22 protein-coding genes are annotated in these 21240 nt (G+C 56.6%); 11 read left to right on the forward strand and 11 right to left on the reverse strand.

Features of this window, described 5'->3' with window-relative positions:
• Positions 1 to 68 precede the first annotated feature (68 nt).
• On the forward strand, positions 69 to 248 hold the full coding sequence (locus tag QMZ18_RS14530; protein ID WP_282607027.1) for a dihydrofolate reductase family protein: 180 nt from the start codon (positions 69 to 71) through the stop codon (positions 246 to 248).
• A gap of 120 nt (positions 249 to 368) precedes the next feature.
• Here the strand turns inward: QMZ18_RS14530 and QMZ18_RS14535 are convergent, their stop codons facing one another.
• Positions 369 to 1277 (reverse strand): DMT family transporter, encoded by a 909-nt coding sequence (locus QMZ18_RS14535; protein WP_282607028.1) that lies wholly within the window; start codon positions 1275 to 1277, stop codon positions 369 to 371.
• A gap of 327 nt (positions 1278 to 1604) precedes the next feature.
• Here QMZ18_RS14535 and QMZ18_RS14540 point away from each other — a divergent pair, with 327 nt between their 5' ends.
• Positions 1605 to 1841: a hypothetical protein gene (locus tag QMZ18_RS14540; protein ID WP_282607029.1), complete on the forward strand. Its 237-nt coding sequence runs from the start codon at positions 1605 to 1607 to the stop codon at positions 1839 to 1841.
• Positions 1842 to 2020: 179 nt separating this feature from the next.
• Positions 2021 to 2725 carry an acyl carrier protein gene (locus QMZ18_RS14545; protein WP_282607030.1) on the forward strand — a complete coding sequence of 235 codons (705 nt, stop codon included), beginning with the start codon at positions 2021 to 2023 and terminating at the stop codon, positions 2723 to 2725.
• A 334-nt stretch (positions 2726 to 3059) separates the two neighbouring features.
• On the opposite strand, the gene QMZ18_RS14550 is transcribed toward QMZ18_RS14545, so the two are convergent.
• Both QMZ18_RS14550 and hutI read right to left on the reverse strand, forming a co-directional pair.
• Positions 3060 to 3524: a DUF4279 domain-containing protein gene (locus tag QMZ18_RS14550; RefSeq protein ID WP_282607031.1), complete on the reverse strand. Its 465-nt coding sequence runs from the start codon at positions 3522 to 3524 to the stop codon at positions 3060 to 3062.
• 40 nt (positions 3525 to 3564) lie between these two features.
• On the reverse strand, positions 3565 to 4788 hold the full coding sequence (gene hutI, locus QMZ18_RS14555; protein ID WP_282607032.1) for an imidazolonepropionase: 1224 nt from the start codon (positions 4786 to 4788) through the stop codon (positions 3565 to 3567).
• Between the two features lie 253 nt (positions 4789 to 5041).
• On the opposite strand from hutI, the gene QMZ18_RS14560 reads away from it, so the two are divergent.
• Positions 5042 to 6445, forward strand: coding sequence for a formimidoylglutamate deiminase (locus QMZ18_RS14560; protein ID WP_282607033.1), 1404 nt, complete (start codon positions 5042 to 5044; stop codon positions 6443 to 6445).
• 32 nt (positions 6446 to 6477) lie between these two features.
• Here QMZ18_RS14560 and QMZ18_RS14565 read toward each other — a convergent pair whose 3' ends face one another.
• Together QMZ18_RS14565 and QMZ18_RS14570 are read right to left on the reverse strand one after the other, a co-directional pair.
• Positions 6478 to 7077, reverse strand: coding sequence for a short chain dehydrogenase (locus QMZ18_RS14565; RefSeq protein ID WP_282607034.1), 600 nt, complete (start codon positions 7075 to 7077; stop codon positions 6478 to 6480).
• A gap of 322 nt (positions 7078 to 7399) precedes the next feature.
• On the reverse strand, positions 7400 to 7966 hold the full coding sequence (locus QMZ18_RS14570; protein WP_282607035.1) for a hypothetical protein: 567 nt from the start codon (positions 7964 to 7966) through the stop codon (positions 7400 to 7402).
• Positions 7967 to 8103: 137 nt separating this feature from the next.
• Here QMZ18_RS14570 and QMZ18_RS14575 point away from each other — a divergent pair, with 137 nt between their 5' ends.
• Positions 8104 to 8733, forward strand: coding sequence for an N-acetyltransferase (locus QMZ18_RS14575; RefSeq protein ID WP_282607036.1), 630 nt, complete (start codon positions 8104 to 8106; stop codon positions 8731 to 8733).
• 88 nt (positions 8734 to 8821) lie between these two features.
• On the opposite strand, the gene QMZ18_RS14580 is transcribed toward QMZ18_RS14575, so the two are convergent.
• Together QMZ18_RS14580 and QMZ18_RS14585 are read right to left on the reverse strand one after the other, a co-directional pair.
• A complete protein-coding gene (locus tag QMZ18_RS14580; protein WP_282607037.1) occupies positions 8822 to 9526 on the reverse strand; it encodes a GntR family transcriptional regulator in 705 nt (234 codons plus the stop codon).
• A 393-nt stretch (positions 9527 to 9919) separates the two neighbouring features.
• Positions 9920 to 11008: an isocitrate/isopropylmalate dehydrogenase family protein gene (locus QMZ18_RS14585; RefSeq protein WP_282607038.1), complete on the reverse strand. Its 1089-nt coding sequence runs from the start codon at positions 11006 to 11008 to the stop codon at positions 9920 to 9922.
• Positions 11009 to 11143: 135 nt separating this feature from the next.
• On the opposite strand from QMZ18_RS14585, the gene QMZ18_RS14590 reads away from it, so the two are divergent.
• The 3 genes from QMZ18_RS14590 to QMZ18_RS14600 all read left to right on the forward strand — a co-directional run bounded on the left by QMZ18_RS14590 (position 11144) and on the right by QMZ18_RS14600 (position 14577).
• On the forward strand, positions 11144 to 12151 hold the full coding sequence (locus QMZ18_RS14590) for a tripartite tricarboxylate transporter substrate binding protein (protein ID WP_282607039.1): 1008 nt from the start codon (positions 11144 to 11146) through the stop codon (positions 12149 to 12151).
• Positions 12152 to 12298: 147 nt separating this feature from the next.
• Positions 12299 to 13057, forward strand: coding sequence for a hypothetical protein (locus tag QMZ18_RS14595; protein ID WP_282607040.1), 759 nt, complete (start codon positions 12299 to 12301; stop codon positions 13055 to 13057).
• Between the two features lie 2 nt (positions 13058 to 13059).
• On the forward strand, positions 13060 to 14577 hold the full coding sequence (locus QMZ18_RS14600; RefSeq protein WP_282607041.1) for a tripartite tricarboxylate transporter permease: 1518 nt from the start codon (positions 13060 to 13062) through the stop codon (positions 14575 to 14577).
• Between the two features lie 65 nt (positions 14578 to 14642).
• On the opposite strand, the gene QMZ18_RS14605 is transcribed toward QMZ18_RS14600, so the two are convergent.
• The 4 genes from QMZ18_RS14605 to QMZ18_RS14620 all read right to left on the reverse strand — a co-directional run bounded on the left by QMZ18_RS14605 (position 14643) and on the right by QMZ18_RS14620 (position 18658).
• Positions 14643 to 14861, reverse strand: a complete 219-nt coding sequence (locus QMZ18_RS14605; protein WP_282607042.1) for a hypothetical protein — start codon at positions 14859 to 14861, stop codon at positions 14643 to 14645.
• A 159-nt stretch (positions 14862 to 15020) separates the two neighbouring features.
• Entirely contained in the window at positions 15021 to 15944 is a 924-nt protein-coding gene (locus QMZ18_RS14610) for a fatty acid desaturase family protein (protein WP_282607043.1), read from the reverse strand.
• Positions 15945 to 16064: 120 nt separating this feature from the next.
• A complete protein-coding gene (locus tag QMZ18_RS14615) occupies positions 16065 to 17156 on the reverse strand; it encodes an FAD-dependent oxidoreductase (protein ID WP_282607044.1) in 1092 nt (363 codons plus the stop codon).
• Between the two features lie 257 nt (positions 17157 to 17413).
• Positions 17414 to 18658, reverse strand: a complete 1245-nt coding sequence (locus QMZ18_RS14620) for a cysteine desulfurase-like protein (RefSeq protein WP_282607045.1) — start codon at positions 18656 to 18658, stop codon at positions 17414 to 17416.
• A 200-nt stretch (positions 18659 to 18858) separates the two neighbouring features.
• On the opposite strand from QMZ18_RS14620, the gene QMZ18_RS14625 reads away from it, so the two are divergent.
• From QMZ18_RS14625 to QMZ18_RS14635, 3 genes are all read left to right on the forward strand, one after another.
• Complete coding sequence (locus QMZ18_RS14625; protein ID WP_282607046.1) at positions 18859 to 19797, forward strand: aminotransferase class IV; 939 nt, start codon at positions 18859 to 18861, stop codon at positions 19795 to 19797.
• 46 nt (positions 19798 to 19843) lie between these two features.
• Positions 19844 to 20323, forward strand: coding sequence for a GNAT family N-acetyltransferase (locus tag QMZ18_RS14630; protein ID WP_282607047.1), 480 nt, complete (start codon positions 19844 to 19846; stop codon positions 20321 to 20323).
• A 101-nt stretch (positions 20324 to 20424) separates the two neighbouring features.
• The gene (locus QMZ18_RS14635) at positions 20425 to 21240 is read left to right on the forward strand and encodes a crotonase/enoyl-CoA hydratase family protein (protein WP_282607048.1); all 816 of its coding nucleotides are present in this window, start codon (positions 20425 to 20427) and stop codon (positions 21238 to 21240) included.

Raw genomic sequence — 21240 nt, forward strand, 5'->3', positions numbered from 1 at the left:
ACTGTACCAGCGGAGTGAGAGGGGATATCGCCGGTAAGTTCGCGGCCGGTAAGGAGTAGGACGGTCCCTTGCTTCAGGTCCATGGCAACTGGCGACTGATTCAAATTCTCCTCGCCAGCGATCTGATCGACGAGTTCCAGATCTGGACTTTCCCCGTTCTCGTCGGTGCAGGGAAGCGCCTCTTCGGCGAGGGGACGCCACCAAGGGGCCTGAACTCGTCAAAGCCGACACCACCGCGGCCGGCGTGAAGATGAGAATCTACTGGCGGGAAGGGTAGGTCGGAGGCACAGGCCTTTGATCAGTGTTGGCAGGACGTCTCTAATTTCAGCGACGAACGCGATTACCCAATCAACGCTTCGAACCCTTATTCAATCCGCTGTCGTTTTTTTCAAGGAATGCTCGCGCCAGATAATAAATAGACCACCGCCGACGATCAGGAATGCGCCGGGGATGAGCCGGTCAAAAGGTGTCTCCGAAAAGAAAATCCAGCCAAGGCAGAAAGAAAACGGGATTCCGAAATACTCAAACGGCGATAGGCTGCTGGGTTCCGCCAACCTGTAAGCCGTGATCAGACAGTAGGCTGCCGTGCCGCCCGCTATCCCCATGGCAGCGATCCATAACCAGTCCTCCAATGCTCCAATTTGGACAAACCCGCCGGTAAGAAGAACCAGTGCGACCGCCCCAACCAAAGACCCGACATTGTAGTAAAGATTGATCAGTGCGGTGGGTACGGCCTTGTCGAACAGCTGGGCGGTCACGCTGATACTGGCGTAGCCAAACGCGGCACAAAGCGGCAGGATTGCATGCCAGGTAAAGCTGTCGGCTGTCGGTCTCATCACCAGCAGGACGCCGGTGAATCCAATCAGCACCGCCAGCCAGCGCCAGAGGCCGACCCGATGGCCCAGCAATGGAATGGACAAAGCCGTTATAAACAGCGGACCGGCAAAGACGATCGTCGTCGCCGTCGCAAATTCCAGGTGAAACAAAGCCAGATAGAAACTGATTTGGGCAAAGGCACCCAGGCCGCCGCGGGCCAGGGCAAACTTCCACTGCCTTATCACCATGGGCCTGCCTGCTTGGACCCAGCTTTGAGACCAGAAAAGAATGGCCAATGTCGGGATCAACCCGAATACATTGCGCAGCATTGAAAGCTGCTGGCTGGGATAGTGCTGACTCAGGTGCTTAATGATCGCGCCCATGATGTCATACAACATGATCGCCATCAGGATGGTGGCCGCTGCCGCGACGAAAGAGACGGGTTTATGTCGGCTGTTCACTGAAGAGTTCCTCCCGCGCCATCGATTGCGAAGGAGACCAACGGTAACCTGATTTAACTTATTGACAAGACTGATATTTTTCCTCAAAATCTCGCTATCCAGAAAATTGAGAAAGATACCTGCGCGCTGGCGGAATGCTGGTCGCCGTCAAGCCTGTCGTTGCGCTACTGATAGGCGGTGGAGTCGATATGGCGATGACGCGCGGAGGCTTCTGGCAAGTTTGATGCGTCGTTATTGCGCCGCCCGCAATGAAGGCAAATCCCTACTGCGGCATGTCGTCCGAGACTCGTCAGAAGGACTTTCTGTCGAAACGACGAGGAAATATAGATGGTTCAGACAAACAAAGTCGTCCGTTCTATTAACATGCAGGGCGAGCAAATCTGCGTGGATGTTTTCCGCCGTCCCGACGGAACTTACGGGTTCGACGAATTTCGGCGAGACCCCGAGGACAATCGTGGCTGGTACGCCATTGGGCACTATGGAAATCGAGTCTTCGACAGTTTTGAATCCACTCTGAACGAGGCCCGAAAAACCGTCCGTTGGCTCGGTGAGATGTCGGGCTGAGTCTGACGTTGCTCGCATCGCGCCAACCTCTGCCATCCCGAGAGGCTTGAAATACCAGGAACGCTAAGACGGCTAGGTATCAGTTATGTGGAACAGACCTGCCGTTGGTTTCTGAAAATAAATTGACTATGTTCTGTGTTAAACAGTTGAAATCGAGGCTACGATTGTCTGGAAGGCTGATGTCTCATCTTAATAAATCCCAGGAACTGAAATCGGTTGGCATTATTGGCGACGGCGATGACGTCCAATTGATTGAGGATCTTGAGTCCGCATTTAAAATCACGTTTTCTGACGAAGAAGCTGAGAGCATTTTTACTCTAGGTGAAGCCTTTGAGGTCGTCTGTTCGAAGTTACCTTCCAGTCAAAAACTACAGAATAAATGTCTGACTGCGATGGCCTACTACAGATTGAATAAGGCATTCTGTGGCCATGGAAAAATAAAACTGTCAACTCGCGTTGAAGTCCCTGTAGACCTGAGCCCTAGAAGCTTTCAAAGGCAATTGGAAGAAATGACCAATCTGAAGCTTGATTTTCTGACCAAAGCCAGCTTGTGGGTGGTCATCTTGTCTTTGTTGCAGTTCGTAACTTGGATCGTTGCCCCGATTATGTTCTCTGGTTTCATCGCCATCTTGGTTGGGATCTTAGTGGTGGCTGTCTCGCACACCTTGTGGAGGTTTGCTGACAGCATAGACGAAAGAGTTTGGGTATTCGACGGAACTCTAGGTGATTTGTCCCGGCAAGCATCAGAGGTCAATCTCGGGCAATTGGTTTCGTTAGGAGGTAGATGGACAGAGTCCGATGTGTGGAAAACGATGACTACGATTATTCATGATCTCACTGGATTTCCACCAGAAAACATGACGCCAGAAACGAAGTTCATTTAGGAAGCTCTAGGCTCCTCTGATCATCATTTTGAGGTCGAAGGGGCCGTTACATTTTTGCCAGTTCTGATTGATCAGACGTCACCTCAACACCGCTTGCGACCAAAGCTTGGACCCACAGGACAAACGGTTGCATCCAGCACAGGCTGTAGCGAATGAGTTCGGACTGCCTACCAGCATCTAAGCGTTTGCTTTGCAGATGGAGCAGGAATGCTCTTCAATCCACTCCCAACTCCACGTCTCGCCCGTCCTTCACCGACGTCACCAGCGGATTGTAAAATAGAAGTTAGAGTTCGATGAACAACACTGTTGCCAATACTGCAACAGAGGTTCCGCCTCACCCTTCACCTCGGATGTTGAGCTGTTCCCTGAGTTCCACGATTTCTTCGTGTTGGTCTCCGTAGTCATAGGACGCAAACCGAAACCTGATACCGAGTTCTGTGGCGTCTCTTTGCAGATCGAAAGGCAGTTCGAAGTCGTAACTTTGATAGCTGTAGGAGACACAGGAGATTTGCATGTCATAGCGTGTGCCGATGTCCAGTAACGCGTTCCGGTGGGGGCCGAGTCTTCTCAGCAGCGCCTCGATATGGTCTTCGAGGGAGTGTGTGTCATCATAGCCGCTTGTGACGCACCACATGGAACTTCGGCGCTTAAGCTTGTGACCCCGGCGTTCAAAGGTATCGCCGACTTTCCAGCTTTCGTAGGGTTCGATACCCAACAGTTGGGTGATCTCTTCCGGGTCACGCATGCCGAGGGCGACAAATTGCGCGTATTGATGGTCAGTTTGCGGAGTTAATGGCATCTCTCGTTATACGCCGACGTCGTCCAAAGACAAACGGCTTTCAATTTCCCAACTCCACATCCCGCCCGTCCTTCACCGAGGTCAGCAGCGGATTGAACCCGATCCGGTAGGCCAGCTCCGCCGGGGACTCGATCTCCCAAATACAAAGGTCCGCTGCCTTGCCCACCTCCAGCGTGCCCCGGCTGTCCTGCAGGCCAAGCGCCTGCGCGCCGTGCCGTGTCACGCCCAGCAGCGCTTCTTCCGGCGTCATTCTAAAGAGGGTGCAGGCCATGTTGAGCATCAGCAGCAGAGAGGTTGCGGGGGAGGAGCCGGGGTTGCAGTCAGTGGCAATGGCGATGGGGACGCCGGCGCTGCGGAAGGCATCCATCGGTGGCTGTTTGGTTTCGCGCAGGAAGTAGAAGGCACCGGGCAGCAGGACGGCGACCGTGCCCGCGGCGGCCATCGCCTGTGCGCCGGCGTCGGAGGTGTATTCCAGGTGATCGGCCGACAGCGCGCTGAAGTCCGCTGCCAGTTTGGCGCCATCCAGGTCGGAAAGCTGGTCGGCATGCAGCTTGACCGGCAGGCCGTTGTCGCGTGCGGTCTGGAAGACTCGTTTTGTCTGCTCGTATGAGAAGCCGATGTTCTCGCAGAAGGCATCGACCACATCCGCGAGGCCCGACTTTGCGATCTCCGGCATCATGGCACAGACCGCGTCGATATAGCCGTCGCCGTCGCCCTCGAATTCCGGCGGCAGGGCATGGGCGCCCAGGAAGGTGGTCGAGATCGTCACCGGCAGATCCGCGCCCAGTCCGCGTGCGACCCGGAGTTGCTTGAGTTCAGTCTCCAGGTTCAGACCGTAACCCGATTTGATCTCGATTGTCGTCACGCCTTCGGCCAACAGGCTTTTCAGGCGGGGCAGGGCGCCGGCGCGCAGCTCTTCTTCGCTGGCGGCGCGCGTGGCCTTGACCGTGTTGCGGATGCCGCCGCCGGCCCGGGCGATCTCTTCGTAGCTCGCGCCCTCCAGCCGCAGTTCGAATTCCCGCGCCCGGTTGCCGCCGTAGACCAGATGGGTGTGGCAATCGATCAGCCCCGGCGTAACCCAGCGGCCCGCGAGATCGATGACTTCACTCGTCAGAGCCTCGGGTGCGCCTGGCAACTCGGCCTGCGGGCCGACCCAGGCAATCTTGCCGCCGGCACTCGCGATGGCCGCGTCCCTGATGGCCCCGTAAGGCCCAGCGTCCGTCATGGTGGCCAGATGGGTGTTGATCCAGAGTCGATCCCACATACGTTCGGTCCTTGTCGTCACGTGCCGATTGTTTCGTTTGATAATTTCAGTTGTATATACAACTTTGCAGTCGCAGTGTCTTCCTCATTGTGGCATCTTAGAGCGTGATGGTTCTTGATCGAAGCGATCAAGGACGTGGTTCGTCCTCTAACTTGTTTGGTATGGGGCTGATTTACGTTTCTCTTTGACAAAAATTGAAACGATCAGGCTCTGCCTCCGTTCTTTCACTTCCGATCCGGTAGCCCGATCCACCATGACCTCAGCCTCCCTTTCCAACGAAACTTCCGTCTTCGCCCCCTCCGCACTTTTGCCGGAGGGATGGGCAGAGGATGTCCTGTTCGACCTCTCCAGCGAAGGCGATATCGACGCTGTACATCGTGGTGTCGCGTCTTCTGCGATTCCGCCGGGCGTCCAGCGCTGCAAGGGACCGGTGGTACCGGGCATGCCGAACCTGCACAGCCACGCCTTTCAGCGTGCCATGGCCGGTCTGGCCGAACGCAGCGGGCCGAGTGACGATTCCTTCTGGACCTGGCGCCAGGTGATGTACGGCTTCGTCGGCAGCCTGACTCCGGATCAGGCCGGAGCGATCGCAGGTCAGCTTTATGTCGAAATGTTGAAGGCCGGCTACACCGCGGTGGGAGAGTTCCACTACCTGCACCACGGGCCCGACGGCCTGCCCTATGATGATCTGGCCGAAATGTCCCGTCAGGTAATGGGGGCGGCCAAGCGTACGGGACTGGGCATCACCCACCTGCCGGTGCTCTATGGTTTTGGCGGATTCGGAGGACAGACGGCGGGCGAGGGGCAGCGGCGCTTTCTCAACGATCCGGACCGCTTTTTGAAGCTGCTCGAAATCCTCTTTGCGGACGCGGCGGGGGATCCGCAGGCCGCGATCGGAATCGCGCCGCACTCCCTGCGCGCTGTAACGCCGGAGACCCTGCAGGCGGCGGTCGAGGGTCTTGCTGGCTTTAATCCTCAGGCGCCGATCCATATCCACATCTCTGAGCAGATCAAGGAAGTCGAGGACTGCCTGGCCTGGTCCGGCCGCCGTCCGGTCGACTGGCTGTACGACAATATCGACGTCGACCGGCGCTGGTGTCTGATCCATGCGACCCATATGACCGAGGAAGAAACCGGGCGCCTGGCGAGTTCCGGAGCGGTCGCGGGGATTTGTCCGACTACCGAGGCAAATCTGGGCGATGGCTTGTTTCCGGCACGGGACTTTCTGGCACAAAACGGCACCTGGGGGATCGGGTCGGACAGCCACATTTCGATCAGTCCGGTCGAGGAACTGCGCTGGTTCGAATACGGTCAGCGGCTTGCCCATCGCCGCCGAAATCTGCTCGGCTCGGAGGGCGAAGACCAGTCCGTCGGCGCGGGACTCTACCGGTCGGCACTGGCTGGAGGGGCTCAGGCGCTGGGACGTAAGATCGGACGGCTCGAAGGCGGCTGCCGCGCCGATCTGGTGGTGTTGGACGCCGAGGCGCCCTGCTTGCTCGGCAAGAACGGCGATGTGCTGTTGGACGCGATGGTATTTGCCGGAAACGTCAATCCCGTCCGCGATGTGATGGTCGGTGGCCAATGGCTGGTGCAGGAGGGGCGGCATCGGGACGAAGAGGCGTTGCTGCTGGCCTTTCGCAGCGCCCTGGAACTCTAACGTCGATTGGACGCAGGAATCTCAGGTCGTCCTTATTCGACGATGATGACTTTTCCGGTGATCGCACCCTCGACGCTTTTTGCATATGCGAGACCGACGCGTTTGGATGAGACCCTTTCATGGCCGGGAAAGAAACTTCCGTATCTTTCCTCCGACACCTCCAGGAGGCCGGGGCTGACGACATTGATCCGTAGGCCGCGCGGCAGTTCGATAGCAGCGCCGACGACAAAGCCGCCCAGAGCACCATTTGCCGTTGCGGCACCGGTTCCCATTCTGATCGGATCACGATCCAGGACCCCGCTGGTCAGTGTAAAGGACCCACCGTCATTGACGTAGTTGAGGCCCGCGAGGATCAGATTGACTTGACCCATGACCTTGTTGGTCAAGCCGAGCATGAACTGCTCTTCGGTGAAATCGCTTAACGGTCCGAAGTGGACGGCACCGGCGGTCGATACAACGGCGTCAACCTTGCCCACTTTGCGGTACATTGCCTCAATGGAGGCTCTGTCGGCGATATCGGCATGGATGTCACCGCTGTTGCGCCCGACCTTGATGATCTCGTGCCGGGTGGACAATTCGCCGTAAGCCGCGCGACCGATATCGCCTTCGGCTCCAACTGCGATAATTTTCAAGACCTTATCTCCTTTGGTATGCTCTTTTGAGCTCTGGATTGCGTTGGATCGGTGCCGGACGTCCAAACGCTATGTGATTGAAGTTATGGCAAAAAGAGTTACATATAGGCTGTCGGTTGGACGAAATGCCGCCGATATGCTATAAACGCGTAACGTTTAGTGGTTATCCTGAGACTTACAGGATGTTCTTAGTAGAGCCGGAGAACGACGATGTTTAAAGGACCGCAGCCCTGGGGCGTTTGAGCCCGACTCTCGCGAGGCATGACGCTTAAGCCTGGCTCCCGTGAGCGATTGCCTAAGTTTGAAGTACAGGCTTAATCCCTTAATTCGAATTCCTTAAATGCGTGAAGTGAGCCTCGAACTGGCTGCGTGCTATGCCTGCGAGGGCTGTCGCTTCCAGCATCTTGTCGATCAGGTTCTCCATGGTGGCGCGTTTGCCGCCCGGCGTCATGGTCTTAAAGCTGTCGCGCTCGAAACCGTCCATCTGGGCGTAGACTGATTCCAGGCAATTATAGAATTTCACTGTGTGGCCGAGCAGGGCGGACGGCAGGACATGGAGTTCGCTCTTCAAATCCTCGAAAAACCGCATGTTTCGTGCATAAACCATGTGGACTGTGCGCCGGTCGTCTTCTGCCAGTGCGCGCATCAGGGCTGCAGTCGAGGGCGATTTCTCCACGGCTTTGATCAGTTCCTCCTTGTTGTGGCCGATCTCAGTGTAGATCGCATTGATCAGGCGCCGCTTGCTGTCGCGCTTGACCTTCGCCGTGACCCAGACGTCGTAGACCTTGCTGACAGTGAAGACAGCCAGCGTAGCAACGCCGGCCACAACGGCACCCAGCACACGCGGATCGGAGGTAAGGAAGGAAATATCGCCGCTCGGATCTGACATAAAAGCCTGTAAGCTCGCTGGAGTCTGATGCAATGTGCTTGCGCGTAATTTGCGAGTGTACTGGCCTTCACCCTTTCCATTCAAATGCTGATCTTAATCCAAGCAAACGAGAATTGGGTTCTCAAGGGACCACGTCTATGAAGTCCAACATTCGGCCCTACCAACCCCGGGATCTCGACGCCCTCTATGCCATATCAATTGCAACCGGATTGGCGGGCAGGGATGCGTCGCATCTTTATGAAGACTCAAAACTGATCGGACACATCTATTCCGCGCCCTACGCTACTCTGGAACCCGGGCTGGTCCTGATCGTTGAAGATGAGCAGGGCGTTGCGGGCTTTATCGTCGGGGTTCTCGACACTCTCGCCTGGACGCAACGTCTCGAGCGGGAATGGTGGCCATTGCTAAGAGAGAACTATGCGGATCCGTCCGAGACCCCTGCGGAAGTGTGGACGCCTGATCAGCGACGCGCGTTCCTGATCCACCATCCCGAGACGCCACCACGTGCTATTGCCGCTGCGTTTCCTGCCCATACCCACATGAACCTGCTGCCGCGGCTTCAGCGCCGGGGTATAGGTGCGCGTTTGCTGACAGCTTGGATCGAAAAGGCGCGACAGGCAGGAGCGACGGGCGTGCACATCGGCACAAACCGGGCGAACGAAGATGCCATCCGGTTTTGGAGATCTCAGAGCTTCGAGGCGATTGAGTACGAAGATGTTTCGCCAACGCGAAGTCTGTGGCTGGCGCGGCGTCTTTATGGTGTGTGAGGGTCAGTCAGGTTGGTCCACGGCCAGATTGCCGGCCTCGATCGCAGAGTCCCGCACCATCAAAAATTGTTCCGGTACGGGTTGAGGGTCAGACCTGATGGAAACCAAATTTCTGCAGGAGTTCGATCAGTATTTTGCCGGCCTGGATCCGATGCGCGGTATGTAATGACCGGGCGGTCTCCGGATCTCGTGCCCGAATGGCCCGCAGTACATTTCTATGGTCATCGTTGGACTTGGTGGGACTAGGCCTCAAATACAGTGTGAGTGCACGGATCCGGCGGACCTGATCGTTGTACATTTCAACAATGTTGGCGACGCGTCTATTGCCGCCGAGGCGAATCAGTTCATTGTGAAAGGCTTCATCTGCGATAGCCCAGGCTTCGCGTTCGTCCAGTTCCAGCGCCTGGTCCATATCTGCGATCGCTTGTTCGGCCGTGGAAAAGTCCTCGTCTTTGAATTGTTTTTTAGCGGCCAATTCAGCTGAAAGTCCCTCCAACTCGGTGAGTATCTGGTAGATCTCATTCATATCGTCGGTGGAAAAGGAGAGTATTTTCACGCCACGGCGCGGCTTGACCTGCAACAGGCCTTGAGCCTCGAGGATCAATGTTGCTTCGCGGATTGGCGTGCGGGACATGCCTAGCCGTTTCGCAAGCTCGCTCTCCAAGTGGTTTGATCCTGCGGGAAGCTTATTTTCCAGAATGAGTTTTTTGATGATTTCGATAGCGATCTGGGTACTCGACTTAGCTTTCGAATCAGCATCCAGCCTTGGCGGTATATCTATTTCGACACTCATTTAAACCTCAAACTTGCGGCCTTCCAATGCTGAAGCGATTGCAGCCAATTCGATTTCGATTATGCGTAAGACATCTCCGGCTTCAATTTCAAATGGCTTGTCGTCGACCATGCTCTCGAAGACGAGGGACTGCAACGCAAAAGCACAGTTCCCACCAAAGCTAGGCCACTATCGTGCGCCCAGAACAACGGATGCTGCACAAGAACTGAAGGGGATTCACCGCGAAGCCGTCTCCAGACAAAGCCTAAGGTGCTTCCTGTCCCCTCCAGCAAAGATCCGCCCAATGCCATGGGATAGAACTCGGCACAGTGGTCCAGATAACGGGTGGCGCGGAAAAGGGCGCGCTTTTCTCCATTAAGATCCATGGGCAGAAAGCCCGCATCTTCGCCGTTATCAGGCGCGTAGTTTGCTCTTGATTGCGTTCGCTGCCGCGCCTGTGTTTGACGTTCCACCGAGATCTCGGGTGAGGAATTTACGCTCCATAATCAGCGCATTGACGGCTTCTCGTAGTATTTCGGAGTGCTCGAGCAGCTCCTTGTTGTCGTGTTCGTGTCCGAGCCAATCCAGCATCATCGCAGCGGACAGAATCATTGCGAATGGATTGGCAACGCCTTGTCCGGCGATATCGGGTGCGGATCCGTGGCAGGGCTGAAAGACGGCATGTCCTTCGCCAATATCGGCGGAGGGTGCAAGGCCAAGCCCCCCCATCAGACCGGCTCCCAGATCGGAGAGGATATCCCCGAACATATTCTCGGTAACGAGAACATCAAACTCCCAAGGTTTTTGCACCATCCATAAAGCTGTTGCATCCACATAAGCATGGTTTGCTGCGATGTCCGCATGATTGCCGGCCTCCGCGTCGAATATTTCACGGAAAAATGCAAAGGCCCGAAATACGTTGGCCTTATCGACACAAGTTACCAGCCCCTTTCCGCGTCCGGTTTTGCGGCGCTGCTCAGCCAGTTTGAAAGTAAACTCGAAGAGTTTTTGACTGGTCTTACGTGTTATGACCAGTGTTTCTCGGGCTTCGTCATGACTCACTTCGCCGCAACCTTGAGACCAGAAAAGCCCCTCTGTGCTTTCACGGACCAGAACGAAATCAATTGGTTTCCCATCCGGCCGCGCAATAGGGCTTGCCTGCCCCGGCAGCACGGTGACGGGCCTTACGCCGGCAAATAAATTCAATTTCTTGCGCAAATCGATTTGGGGTGAAATTTCGGTCCCGTCCGGATAGCGCACGCTTGGCAAGCCCATAGCCGACAGAAGGATTGCGTCCGCTTTTCGGGCTGTACTAAGCGAGTCGTCAGGCAATGAAACACCAGTCTTCTGGTAGTGGGTTGCACCGCCTTTAAGCGATATGAAATTGAGGCCGTAAGTCGATGCGCGGCTCGTCAACAGGCGGAGAATGTCGACTGTCGGAGCCATGATCTCCGGTCCAATTCCGTCACCCTCGAAAACCGCGACATTAAGAACCTGATTCATAATTTCCCCGAAAAACATATTGGTAACGACGGCCGTATCTCATTCTTTAATAAGGATAATTAGTGCGTTTGACAATGAATAAAATAATGCATACGTTAAATTATACAAAAAATATCAGCTTACTCGGAGGAACTCATGAGACGTACTTTTTTGAAATTCGGCGCAGCTGCAGCCATTGTGCTTGGGGCGGGATCTGTCGCCAGCGCCCAGGAATATCCCTTCCGGGACATCACGACCGCGGTTGTGTGGGGCGCTGGCGGCGGCACTGATTCAATCAACCGCATGATCATGGCGGAGATGGAAAAGCATCTGCCGGTCAGCATCAGCGTGACCAACCAGACCGGCGGCGTCGCTGGATCCAACGGCATGGTTTACGTCATGAACCAGCCGGATGACGGCTACACGCTCGTAGGCCTGTCCGAATCAAACGTAACCGCCTCAGTTCAGGGCGGTTGGGATAAGAAATTCGAATTCTGGCATCCCTTTATCGTTGGTGGCTCCCCGGACTTGATTTCGGTTCCCACGAACTCCCCTTACAACACGCTTCAAGAGCTGGTTGACGCCGCTAAGGCTGCGCCGGGCTCGATTCCAGCGGCTGCTTCGGGCTCCGGCTCCATCCATCACCTCAATCTTTTGGCAATCGAAAACGGTTCTGGCAGCAAGTTCAAGTTTGTCCCGTACAAGGGCTCAGCACCCGGCCAGGAAGCCGCTATTGCCGGCGAAGTTGCACTGGTTGTTACGTCGCTCGCCGAGCAGGCACCTTTGATCAAGGGCGGACAATTGAAGCCATTGGCGATGCTGACACCCGATGCCGTGACCTTTGAAGGCAAAGACATTCCTTCGGCCTTTTCCGTTTATGATGGTTTGGACAAGTACCTGCCCCTCAAGCAGGCCATCGGTTTTGCCATTCACGCTTCGGCACCCGACGATGCAAAAGCCAAGCTGACCGAGGCTTTCAACAAGGCCATCGCGTCTGACGTAGTTGCCAAGTGGGCAAAAGCCAACAACTACGATGTCTCCGGCCAGTCTGGTGCAGAAGCTTCGGCCACTTTTGCCACGCTCGAAAGCAACTTCGCCTGGACCCTGTGGAACCTCAAAGCGGCAAAAGTCGATCCAGCCAAACTGGGTATCGCAAAACCGTAAGCCTTTGTAGTTGGCTCATTAAACAGCACTTAAGCGCAGGCCAGCTTTCTACATCACGTAGTCGTCGTGCGGTCGTTCCGGATCACTCCCATCCACAACGACCGCACTAATGGGCTGGCCTGTTTGTTGCGTTGGAAAGCAGTGTTGATGGACGATAAAGCAGTTCTCCGTGCAAGGGACTTCTGGACTGCGCTTGTGCTCCTGGCAGTCAGCGTTTTCTTCCTTATTCAGACGACGGATATCCCCTTTCTCAATACCAAATCTGCCGGCGTGGACTCTGCTGAATGGTACAATTCGGCAGCACTCGTTCCCTTTGGCATATTCGGCTCTCTCCTGCTGCTGTCGTTGGTTTTGCTGGGTGTTGCGGTTCGGGATGGGGGCGCAAGTCGCGCTCTGGCAGCTGCCGGTATAGGATTGGATGGTCCGGAACTCCGGCGGTTGACGGCGATTGCGATCATTCTCTTTTGTTACATTTTTGGCCTTGTTCCGCGCGTCGATTTCATTATCGCTTCGGCCCTCATGATTACCTGCCTGATATGGGGTTTCCACGGTGGGTCGCGTTCGGCCATGCTGATCAGTACCTTCGCAATCATGGTTCCGGCGCTCTATGCCGCGATCGTTCATTTCGGCCGCGACGAATGGGCTAAACCTCACGACGATGATTGGGTGGCACTTGGCGCATACGTCGTTCTGACTGCGGTCATGTTCTGGCATGCGAGGCGGAAACACGCGGCCATGGGGGTCGTCCGCATCACCCCTGTGGTTGCTATTTTATGTCCCTTGATTCTTGTCCTGGCGATGGCTTTCGGCTTTCGGCAAAACGTGCCAAACCGGACAGGACTGCTCTTTAAGCAGATCGAATATCACTACTATGTGACGGTCAAACCCTTGTTCCAGGGGAAGTGACGATGGATTTTGTCCTCACGCAGCTGTCTGGATTTTCGTATTCGCTTTACTTGTTGGTCTTGGATCCTGTTACTTATTTCTATCTGATACCGTCGGTTTTTTTGGGGATCGTTTTCGGTGCCCTTCCGGGTCTTACGGCAACACTCGCAGTTACTATTCTCACGGGCTTTTTCGGTAACAAGTTTCCTCTCGATCAAGCACTCATTGCGCTGATCGGTGCTTACGTCGGCGCGATATATGGCGGGTCTTATCCCTCCATTCTACTCAATATTCCCGGTACGGCTGCCTCTGCCGCCACGGCCATGGATGGATATCCGCTGACCAAGCACGGCAGGGGCGGCGAAGCCCTCGGGCTTACGACGACGGCCTCGTTCATCGGTACGCTTTTCGGCACCTTTTGCCTGCTCATATTCGTGTGGGTGCTGCTGGCGGTTTCCAAAAACATCGCGTCGCCGGAAAAGGCGCTGCTCGCGCTGTTCGGTATTCTTCTCTCCGGAACCCTGATGTCGAGGGACCTTGTCATTAAAGGCTGGATTTCAGGACTGATAGGTCTTGCCATGGCCATGGTCGGTCTGGATCCGCTCTTGTCTGAAGAACGCTATGTATTTGAATGGTCGTATCTCTTGTCCGGGTTCCAGGTGGTGCCTGTCCTGATGGGCGCCTTTGCTATTCCCCAAATCATGGACGGCGCGCGTCACGCAATCATGCTTGGCAAGGCGCCAAAGGTCGGACGCATCGTGCCGGAGATCGGCGAAGTGGTGCGGCGCATGCCGACTATTCTGCGGGCCGGCGCGATCGGAACCGGTGTTGGCGCGTTGCCCGGTGTTGGTGAAGATGTCGCAGGCTGGGTCTCTTACGGGGTTGGCAAAGCCGCCTCGAAGGAAGGCGAGAAGTTTGGCGATGGCTCCAAGGATGGTTTAATCAGCGCGGAAGCTGCAAACAACGCCGCGATCGGCGGCGCACTTATTCCTCTTCTTGTGCTGGGTATTCCGGGTTCACCACCGGCTGCGGCGTTATTGGGCGCGTTGAAGATCAACAATGTGATTCCTGGCCCGACCATCGACCCGGCTTTGATCCTGCATATCGTAGCGATTCTTGTCCTGGCTTCGCTGACCATGCTGCTCATGGGCCTGTTTACCGCTCGTGTTTTCATCACCATCCTGCGGATTCCGCAAACCGTGTTCCTGCCTGTGGTCATGGTGCTGACGACCATAGGCTCCTTCTCGGTTGGTGGCGGCATCAATGACCTTTTCCTGATGATCGGGGTCGGCTTTGTGGCCTACGCGATGAACGCGATGCACTATCCGATCGCGCCCCTGGTCATTGGAGTCATTCTAGGTGGATTGTTCGACGAGACCTTCCGCCGCTCGCTTCTCATTTCCGACGGTGATCTGTCGGTTTTCGTCTCCCGGCCCGGCTCTGCAATATTGTTGACCCTCAACATCCTGCTGATCGCGAGCCAAATCCCAAGCGTTAAACGCTTTGGCGCGCGGCTGCGTCTGCGTCCAGGGAATGCGTGATCTAATCGTTTGGTGACCCAACTGAATAAGATGCCGTAGAGATAAGTTGGGGGCGCCGCAAATTCTTAGCCTTTATCGGATTGTCGATGCCAGGATTCGATGGAGGCGTTCGCCGTGGCGACATATCCGGCCGCAGCTGTGACGTCCCTGGCATCAAGGCTTATAAAGCCGATGGCCATCAGGGCGCCGACAATGAAATCGCCTGCCGCATCGAGGCCGAGGTCATTCCGGAGCCCGCCTCTAGACTTTACCCGCCCGAGTAGACTGATTGTTGCTGCTCGCACAGCGTTGAAGTGTCCGGTAGTTTGCTCTTTGAAAACCGGATTCTGCAGGACGGCGTTTTCAACGATCGTGTTGACAAAAAGACATCCGAACTAACCGCGACTGCCTTCGCAGGGTGTGACACTGCCTGTCGCCAGACAATCAGACCGTCCTTAAAGCCATTAAGTGACAGTCTGATCTTCTCTTCGCTTCAGAATGCGCAATAGTTTCAGATGAAACCTTCCGTAACCCTGCTCGGTTACCTTCAGATGCGGTCGGGTCAGTGTGTGGAAATCGGCGAGCTTGTGGAAGGGGACGGCCGGGAAGGCATGGTGCTCGGCGTGGTAGGGCATGTTCCAGGCCAGAAATCGGACCACCGCGTTGGTGAAGGTGGTACGGCTGTTCTCCAGCATGTTGGCGATCTGCGGACAACGGGCGTGTTCGGCCAGCAGATAAGCGCGCAGGACGGGCTGGCCGATGACGATGGGCAGCAGCCAGACCCAGATGACGGCGTCGGACCGGAAGAGGATCGAAAGACCGGCAATCCCGGCATAAAGCGCCAGAAAAAATCGGGCTTCGGATCGGACTTTGACGGCGCCTTTGGGCGGCACGAAGCTATCGTTGTTCCTGCCCGCCGCGTTGGTCACCAGGGTCCGCAGGTGCGACACCCAGACCGGTAGACCTGAAAGATACCAGAGGTAGGAACCGAGGCTTTCAGGTTTCGGTTTCGCCAGTTCGGGATCGCGCGCCGGATCGTTGGTATGGCGGTGATGTGCAAAGTGGAAATAGCGGAACCAGTCGGGCGGCAGGACCAACAGGAAGCCGCTCAGCAAGGCGATGAACTTGTTGAACGCGGGGGTCGCAAAAGCGGTCTTGTGGATGGTTTCGTGCAACGCCGTAAAGAGAAATACGATCAGAATGCCCTGAACCAGCATCAACAGGGGTTGGAAGGGGACCTCCAATAGGATGAGCGCGCCGGTTCCGAAGATCGCGCCCAGATGCAATGCCGCCTGACGCAATCCTGCTGCATCGGAGCGCGCGAGCAGGTCTTCCCGCTGCGCGTCATTCAATCCGGCGATCAGGCCCTTGTGGTCGAGTTGCTTCATTGCTGCTGTGCGTCACTGTGGCGGTTGTCGGTCACGCCGAACTACTTCTTACCACAATGACCGGGCTAAAGCAGGCGATGTTATCTAATTTTCGATGGAGGAAAACTCTGCTGAATTACGCTATGTGGAAGGTTTTCCCGTCGCCGCTTCGGCTGCGACCAGAGCACCTTCGAGGTAACCGCCATAGGATGATGCGGCCTCCGTGGCGCAAAAAATCAGGCGTCCGTCCCAGAGGTGCTGAGCCGCCGCCGGAAGGCCGTACTCTGGATGATTATAGAGTGGCGCGAGGTCGTCTTCAGTCGCTGTCAGTGGATCGTCGATCCAGTCTTTCAGGAAAATCGCAGTCGGTTGAGCGGCTTCCGGTCCGAACAGCCGCTCGAATTGTGCGATCGCCGCGGCACGCACGGCCGCCGGATCAATCTTCCTGCGCTCCTGGGCCGGGACACCAAGAAAGCCGAATAGCGCGGCAGGCCCATCGGGTTGCGAGGCGTCGTGAATTTCCATGGCCGGGCCGATGTGGCTGAAGGCGTGACCCGAAAGGCCTTGATCCCGCCAGAATGGGCGGTCGTAGACCGCAACCACCTTGGCGTGACCGGCCATCCAGGTCGGAATTGCAAGCAAAGCCTGGTGTACGGGAACCGGCAGAGCCGGTTCAAGACTTATAGAGCGCATTGCCAGGCGTGGCGGAAGTGCCATCAGGACCCGGTCCGCCCTGATGTTCTGCTCAGTGCCTGCGGCGCCCCGGACGGCAACTTCCAGGTGCCCGCCTTGCAGGGTGATGCCAGCGGCCCTATTGGAAAGACGCAGGCGCTCGGTCGGGATGTGCTCCGCGAGGCGGTCGATAAGACGCGCCATTCCACCTGCCACACGAAAACTTGGGGGCATCTGGCCAGGGTTGCTAAAGCTCTCCACACCGCGCTGCGGGTCTTCATAGCGCGACGCTCCATTCGTATATTGCCGGAAATTCTCAATACCCAGTTCATCGAGCAGACGGGACATACGTTGATGGTCCGGCCAATACCAGGTCGGCCCCAGATCGAATGCGGTGAAGGTATTGGAACCGGCGGTGGATGGCAGGGCTTCGGAGAGAATGCGCCCGCCCAGGCGATTTCGGCCCTCGATCAGCAGAAAATCCCGTTCCTGCCGGGACAACAGGTAGGCCGCATAGAGGCCGCTCAAGCCGCCACCGATGATCAGAGTCTCAGTCTTCATTCGTGTTCGCCAAGGTCACTTCCGAAATGTCCACGGGTCGGGCGCATAATTCAAATTATATATCTATCTACTGATCGATAGATTTTCAATTGAAACCTTTCGACGCTCGAGCGCGGGTTAAGTCAGACTAATCGAGAGTCAAATGGAGAGGCGGACCTCACGCGACCGCTTGCGCATGGGAAATGAACGGCGTCGCATGTCGTCCGCCGCCGGGGGCCTTGTTCTCACATCGTGAAGCCGTTGAGGAAACTGCGCCTCTACTTGCCGATGGCTGCGAGGCATTCGAGAGCCCGGTCGACTTCGTCTTCGGTGTTGTAATGGGCAATACCGATACGCACGATACCCTCGTCTTCCGGGATACCGAGCTGCCGTACGACTTCCAGCGCATAGTTGTGACCGTCCCAGATAAAGATGTTCTGATCGCTCAGGGCTTTTGAGACGAAGGCGGGTTTATGGCCGTTGTAGCTGAAGGAGACGGTTGGCACCCGGTGGTCGATGCGGTTCAGGTTGGTGATGCCGTGGATCGTAACGTCGGGGATTGACAGCAGGCCTTCGATCAGCTGTCCAGCCAATGGCCGTTCATAGGCATGTGCGGCGTCGAAGGCGGCTAGAATCTGCGCCCGCCGGGATCCGTCGCCGCCGATTTGTTTGCCCAGCCAGGCGTAGTAGTCCACCGTTGCAGTGAGGCCGGCCAGAAGCTCGATCTGGGGAGTGCCGGTTTCGAACTTGCCCATCAGTTCCTCGCCGACGCAGCGGCACTTGTAGGCCGGCAGGTTGCGCAAAACCTCCGTGCTGCCCCAGATGATTCCGAGGTGCGGTCCGAAAAACTTGTAGGATGAGCAGGCCAGGAAATCGCAGCCGATATCCTGGACGTCGATGGACCGGTGCGGCGCCAACTGCACGGCGTCTATGAAAACCAGCGCGCCGGCCGCCTTGGCCATGGCCGTCAGGGCCTTTACGTCGTTGATCGACCCGGTCAGGTTGCTGGCGTAGTTCAGGGCGATCAGCCGTGTCCGATCGCTGAGTGCGGCTTCGAGGGCGTCGGGTTCGACTTGCCAGGTCTCGGTATCAAAGGGCAGCCATTTGACCACCAGACCCAGGTCCTCCGCGATGGTCAGCCACGGGGCGACATTGCCTTCATGATCCATGCGCGTCAGCAAAATCTCGTCACCGGGTTTGAAGTCGCGGCAGATACTGCGGGCCAGATGAAAGGTCAGGCTGGTCATGTTCGCGCCGATGATGATTTCATCAGCCGAACGGGCGCCCAGGAAATCAGCCATGGCCTGATGCGCATCGTCGACGACTGACCCCGCCGCCAGACTGGTAGGAAAGTAACCGCCGAGGTTGGCATTGCTGCCGATCAGGCAGCTCGAGATGGCGTCGACTACGTGTTGTGGAACCTGGGTTCCCGCCGGATTGTCCAGATAGATTCTTGCTTCACCGCCATCGGTAATTGCCAGAGCGGGAAAAGCGCTGCGTACGCGTTCAATCGGAAAAGTCATAAACTATAGTCCTTCATCACGCCCAGCTCTTGAAATCATGCGAGCAGTCCCGGCGCATCGTCCATCGGTAGTGTGACACAGATAGACGACAACCGTCATCGGAGAACATCATCCTAAAGGATGAGCGCATTTGTTATGAGATTGGTGCGGTTTGCAGGAACAGCTATTCTTGAGGTCGCAATGATAGGAAAGAACTCTTCATGACTTCGCGCCCGATTGTCGAACGGCAGTATCGTGATCCGCATCACTATCCGGAGGGAATTGCCTTTCAGGATGGCCAATATCTGCCCGTCTCTGAGGCCAAGATCTCCGTTCTCGACTGGGGATTTCTGCATTCCGACGCCACCTACGATACTGTCCACGTCTGGGATGGAGCATTCTTCCGGCTCGATCGGCATCTGGAGCGGTTTTGGGGCAGCCTGGAGAGGCTCCGGATGTCGATTCCCTACGATCCCGCACAGGTGACCGAAATCCTGCACAATTGCGTCGCGCTCTCGGGGCATCGGAATGCCTATGTTGAGATGCTCTGTACGCGCGGCACATCGCCCAGTTTCAGCCGTGATCCGCGTGATGCGGTGAACCGCTTTATGGCTTTTGCCGTACCTTTTGGTTCGGTTGCCAATGCGGAACAGTTGGCGCGAGGCCTGCATATCGCGGTCAGCGACGTTGTTAGAATTCCGCCAAGTTCGGTCGATCCCGCGATTAAGAATTACCACTGGCTGGATCTGGTTCGCGGGCTTTTCGACGCCTACGATCAGGGCGCTGAAACGGCTCTCGTCGTCGATAGTCAAGGTAATGTTGCAGAGGGGCCTGGGTTCAACGTTTTCCTCGTTAAAGATGGAAGCCTCGCGACGCCGGCCGACGGTGTTCTGGCGGGCATCACGCGTCAAAGTGTATTCGAAATCTGCGAGGAACTTGGCCTTGCCTGCGCGCCGAGAGCGCTTCCCCGGGCTGAACTGGCAGGGGCGGATGAGCTGTTCATTACCTCGACGGCCGGCGGTATCATGCCCGTGACCCGTATCAACGACCGACCGGTCAATGCGGGGGCGGTTGGTCCGGTGACACGACGGATCAAAGACCTCTATTGGGCCAAGCACAGTGATCCGGCCTGGTCCAGTCCGGTAGACTATTCTTTATAACGCGGCGCGGAATGGGGCACGCGCGATCAACTGTATTGGAGGGGCTGTGGGAGATATCTCGGTTCGGTTCGCCGTTGATGGGGATGAAGAGCAGGTCGCGGAGATGATCGATGCAATGGACGATTATTATCGTGATGATCCAAAACCCGTTGACCTGACACGATCGGCGGTCAAAGAGTGGCTGTGTTCGGATAGGACCGATACGCGATTCGTTCTAGCATTCTCGGGAGGGGAAGCGGTGGGCTTTGCTTGTTTTGCCGTTTTACATCCCGGCAATGCGCTGGCCGGATTGATCTTTCTGAAGGATTTGTTTGTCGTTGAAGACTGGCGCGGCGCCGGTGTTGGCAAAGAAATCGTGCGGTTCCTCGCCGGTTTCTGTCAGCGTGAAGGCATAGGCCGGATCGACTGGTCGGTTGAGAACGATCGGTCGCAGCGATTCTACGAGGCTTTTGGTGCCAAAGTCTTGCCTCAGAAGCGCTTTATGCGGCTCGATGGCGACGCACTTACCTCCCTTGCCAAAAAATAAAAGCATAAGGTTTCTGCGGATGATTCAAGCCGGATTAGGCACGTTTCAAAAGCTCATGCTGCACGACAGGGACTCGGTGCGCGAGTTACAGGGATTAGGATATGACAGTTAGGATTGAGAAAACGGACAGCGTCTGGACCGTAATTCATTCGCGTCCTGAGGCCCGTAACGCCATGGACCCCGACAGTGCCGACGCTTTGCAGGAAGCCTTTCTGGAATTCGACCGGGACGAGACGGCTTCGGTCGCGGTGTTCTGGGGTGAAGGTGGGGCCTTTTGCGCGGGTTGGGATCTGAAATTCGCCGCCTCACTGGACGATGACAATCCGCTGAGTGAACAGGATCTGCCCGAAGACGGCGGTGAGCGCGGGAACGGCGGCGAAATTCCACGCGGCCCCATGGGCCCCAGCCGGCTCGAGCTTGATAAGCCCGTGATCGGGGCCGTGGCCGGTCCTGCCGTTGCGGGCGGTATGGAGTTGGCGCTTTGGTGCGACTTCCGGGTGATGGAGGAGACTGCCTACATGGGTGTCTACTGCCGGCGCTGGGGCATTCCGCTGATCGATGGCGGTACGGTGCGTTTGCCACGCCTTGTGGGCGAAGGGCGCGCACTGGAAATTATTCTAACCGGCCGCAAGGTGCCGGCAGAGGAATGCGCCAGAATCGGCCTTTGCGAATATCTGGTTGAGGATGGCGGGAGCCGGGAAAAGGCGGAAGAGCTGGCGCATCAGATTGCAAAATTTCCCCAACACTGTGTCCGCACCGATCGTCGCTCGGCCATTCGCCAGCATGGTCTGTCTGTGCGCGATGCGTTGGTGCAGGAGTGGTACAACGGGCAACCAGCTTTAAGCGAAGGTGGGCTCGACGGCGCGGCCCGCTTTAAGGACGGTCTTGGCCGGCACGGCGATTTTGGAAAGATCTAA

Origin of the sequence: Pelagibius sp. Alg239-R121, from assembly GCF_947331435.1 — a bacterium.
In the GTDB taxonomy this organism is placed as follows: domain Bacteria; phylum Pseudomonadota; class Alphaproteobacteria; order Kiloniellales; family Kiloniellaceae; genus Denitrobaculum.